This window comes from Streptomyces sp. NPDC088246 (assembly GCF_044741025.1).
GTDB lineage: Bacteria > Actinomycetota > Actinomycetes > Streptomycetales > Streptomycetaceae > Streptomyces.
Genome location: NZ_JBIURV010000145.1, coordinates 1 through 3,665, shown reverse-complemented (window position 1 = coordinate 3,665; position 3,665 = coordinate 1). Strand labels below are relative to the sequence as shown.

Here is a 3,665-nt window from a genome sequence, read left to right as displayed (position 1 = left end):
GTAGACGCCCCGACCCGACAGGCCACATCGATCGCCCCGCAGAAAGACCGCCGCGACACGCAGAACCCCCGTCGGCACCTGCCGACGGGGGTACGCATCTCTCACACAGCCCCTATCGCAGGGAGTACGGCTGGGCGGGCCTGACCAGGTGAAACTTCGGAATGCCTCGCCCATGCCCCTCATTGCGCCAGGCACAGCGGGCCGCGTTGGTGGTGGCCGGCTTGGCAGCCCGCCAGGGCATGTCGATGAGCACACCAAGGAACCCGGCATATCAGTTATCACGGACCCGCCCGAAGCCCCGGTCGCGGCAATGCACCGCTGGCGCTCACTCGCGGTTCCGGCCGGTCCGCTTACGACGGGCACGGCGGTCTATGAGCCGTATCCCGGCCAGCCAGAGGTCCCTCTTATGTTCGGAGTCCTGCGGGACGACCGCCTGGACAAGGAGGATCCCGCCCGGCGTCACGATCGCGAGCACCACGGCGATGGCGACCACCCACCAAGGGGCACCAACGAAGGTGAGCGTGCTGATCGAGGCGGCTCCGCCGAGCACGGTGACGCCCGTTTTGCGCGTGATGCCCGCCCGGGGCGCGGGCGGTGCGGGAGACACCCCCGGCTGCTGCGTCGAAGTGGTCATCAGGCGGCCTTCTTCCTGGATCTTGGCCTTGGCGGGCGGTGGGTCGGCAATGTCGACGAAACCGCGTCCGCCGGGTGTCCGGACAGGACTCCGGCACAGTTGCGGCTCTGTCCGGACGATTACCGGACAGCGCCGGACAGGGGTACCGGACACCTCTACGCTGGGCAGGCACAGCCGCGCCATCGGAGGTTGCCGTGACCGCAGTTGAGGACTTCGCCCACCATCTCCGCCACTTGCACGCCGCAGCCGGCGCGCCCTCCACCCGCCAGATGGCGGCGCGGACCGGGTACGGCAAGAGCACCATCAATGAGGCGTTCGCCGGGCGACGCCTGCCTACCTCGCCGCTCGTGGAGAAGCTTGCCATCGCACTTGGCGCAGATGCAGATGACCTGCGTGATCGGTGGGTCGCGGCGCGAGGGCGGCCGACCTCGGTGGAGCCGGTACCCGACTGGCTCACGTCCGTGCGTACCAACATCCCCGATATCACCACCGGCCTGAGCCTTGAGGAGGCGTGCGCGGCCGCGCCGAAGGATCCGAAGCGGGCCCTGGCATCGAGCTGGGAGGTCTTGCGCGTGTGTGCCCTGCAACTGGCGCACTGCTACTACGGTGATATCCCGGGAAGCTGGTCATCGAACGTCGTTGAGACCTACCAGCGGGCCGAGAAGGACGGGCTGCTTCCCGCCGGCGTCACCGCCGTCGCCAACACGGTCCACTACCGCCACGTCGGATCCAACATCCCCAGCGAAGAACTGCCGAGCACGGCCGAACTCTTCCAGGTCATAGTCCTCGCCTACCGACTAGCCTGGCAGGCACGCGACGTTATCGAGATCTACGAGGAGACCAGCTAGCCGCGGCCGTAGTCCTCTACTCCCCGACGGGCTGCAGATGTTCGCCGATCGTCCGCTCGATCCCTCCCGGAATTCCTTACCCTGGTCCGCAGAACACCGGACAGGGAACCGAAGCGCTCCCGCTCCATTTCATTCATGCCTGCCGGCTCACCCACGCAGAAGGCGTGGGCTAGGGGGCAGCCGACATACAGCCGAAAGGGATAGCAGGGGCCCTGCTGAGGACTTGCCGGAGCTGAGAAGATGGTTCGTGTGCCTTTGAGGGGTGTTGGTGTCGCCTGATGGGCTTGCTCAACTGTGCTATGAGATCTCGCTGGTTGAGGCGTCGAGGGCACGCTGCGGAGTTTCGAGGCTCCGGTGTGGTTGTTCCAGGCGAAGTGGTGACCAGTTGACGCCTCTCACCAGGACCAACGCAGACTCGACCTTGGCTGGCAGTCGCCGACCGGCGATCGGATTCCGCGCGAGATGCCACCACCGAAAGTCCGCGACCTGGCTTATCGCGGCATCAGCCCGCGCGATCAGCGGGTCGAGGGTCGAAGCCTGCCGGGCGATGTACGCCGTCAATTCCTCGCGGTAAGACTCCAGCGTCGGATCGTCGACAACGGTCATCCGCCACAGCCGCAGAGTTGAGAACTGGACCCAGGACCGCGATGAGACCTCAAGTGCCGTGCCCGAACCCAGAAGGACCTCAACCGAGTCGGTCAATCTCCGTTCACGACCTCGCAGAGTTCGATCGCGCGCTACGTCCTCGAGTGTCGCGATCGCCTCGCGAAGTCTGTCGACGTCGTGGAGCAGATGTTTCCGGAGCAGAATCCCGCTCGACTCGACCTGTCCCCAGTTCATCTCCGAGAGGGTCTCGACGCTCCTCGCGGTTCGGTAGACCTCCGCAAGTTGGTCCTGCGCGGCACGAGCCTCCGAGTGCCATTCGCGGAGCTGCTGTCGCTGGACGCTTCCCACCTGTTCGGAAATGGTCGTGAGCTGCTTCTCGATCCGATCGAGCTGAGCCTGGAGCGCCATCGCGGAAAGAGCGTTCGTCATCGACGCTGCTGCGGCGAGCCCACCTGTCCCCTTGAGGCGCGCAACATGCTCGAACCTGCCCTTGCTGTTTCGAACGAGGGCGAGGACCTCTCCCGCCTTATCCTTCGCCGCACGGCCCGCGCGAATAGCGGCCGCCATCTCCGGGTCGACCCGCACGATGCATCCGACCATCTGCTGGTACGCCTGAACGCCGTCCATGGCAGCCTTGGCCTGAGTGGCCCACGACCCGAGCTGCATTGGCGTCTGAATCACCGTCGTGCCGAACACGTCCAGATTCTCGCGCGCGCCGAACGCGTACACCTCATCGTCGCTGGTCCCCGGCAAGACCAAGACCTGGGAGTCAACGACGGGTACGGACGATGGTCTCGACTCCATCGACACCAAGCCGGTCATGCCCGACGGCGCCTTTGGTTGAAGGTTCTCGTCCGCGGGTCCCGTAATGACGTCCAACCGACGCCGACGGAGGATCAAGAGTGTTGCCAACACTGCACAGCCCGCGGCTGCTAGGGCGACCATGCTGATTATGGCAACGTTCGGCATGTGCCAACTCTAGCGACCTTGGGTTGAACAGTGGGCCCTGATCTAAATACCGCCTCGCTCCTCGCTACGTGTGTTTTGCAGGCCAGCACCACCTCGTCGAAGCCGACGACTCGCCCGGCATTGCCGATGACGAGTCTCTCGGCGCTGGGTTCCAGAGGTCGGACACGGTGGCCTCCATGGGGTGTGTGTGCGGGCATGAAGAAGCCCCTGCGGCCGGTGGCCGAGGGGGCGGAGGGAGGGCCATGCCTCCGATGAAGTCGCTTTAGGCGTTTGCCCGGTTGTGGGCTCTGAGCTGCTCCTTCACCCGGCGGCTCTCGGTGAGCCTGGTCTCGGACTCGAGGTCCGGGCCTGAGCTTCCTGGAGGGACTTCTCGGCGGCCCCCTTCGCGGTCTCCGGCTCGGGAGACTCGTACTACGTCGGACGAAGGGCCACATCTCAGATGCTCCTGGGCGGTCTGGGGCCGGTGCCCAAACTCTTCGAGGAGCCTGATCCTGCTCGGTGGCGACCTCGGCACTAGTAGTGCTTGGTCATGTGCGGTCTGCGATGGCGTGTCTTCTTGATGGGTCGTGTCGTTGACAGGACGTGCTGAGTGGGGAGTTGGCTGCGGT

The 3,665-nt window shown here is 65.5% G+C and carries 3 protein-coding genes; 1 reads left to right on the top strand and 2 read right to left on the bottom strand.

Annotated features, from left to right (window positions below; genetic code table 11):
• Positions 1-325: 325 nt before the first annotated feature.
• Positions 326-634: a hypothetical protein gene (locus ACIPEK_RS46365; protein ID WP_402008992.1), complete on the bottom strand. Its 309-nt coding sequence runs from the start codon at positions 632-634 to the stop codon at positions 326-328.
• Between the two features lie 194 nt (positions 635-828).
• On the opposite strand from ACIPEK_RS46365, the gene ACIPEK_RS46360 reads away from it, so the two are divergent.
• On the top strand, positions 829-1,482 hold the full coding sequence (locus tag ACIPEK_RS46360) for a helix-turn-helix domain-containing protein (protein WP_402008989.1): 654 nt from the start codon (positions 829-831) through the stop codon (positions 1,480-1,482).
• A gap of 297 nt (positions 1,483-1,779) precedes the next feature.
• Here ACIPEK_RS46360 and ACIPEK_RS46355 read toward each other — a convergent pair whose 3' ends face one another.
• A complete protein-coding gene (locus ACIPEK_RS46355) occupies positions 1,780-3,057 on the bottom strand; it encodes a hypothetical protein (RefSeq protein ID WP_402008988.1) in 1,278 nt (425 codons plus the stop codon).
• Positions 3,058-3,665 lie beyond the last annotated feature (608 nt).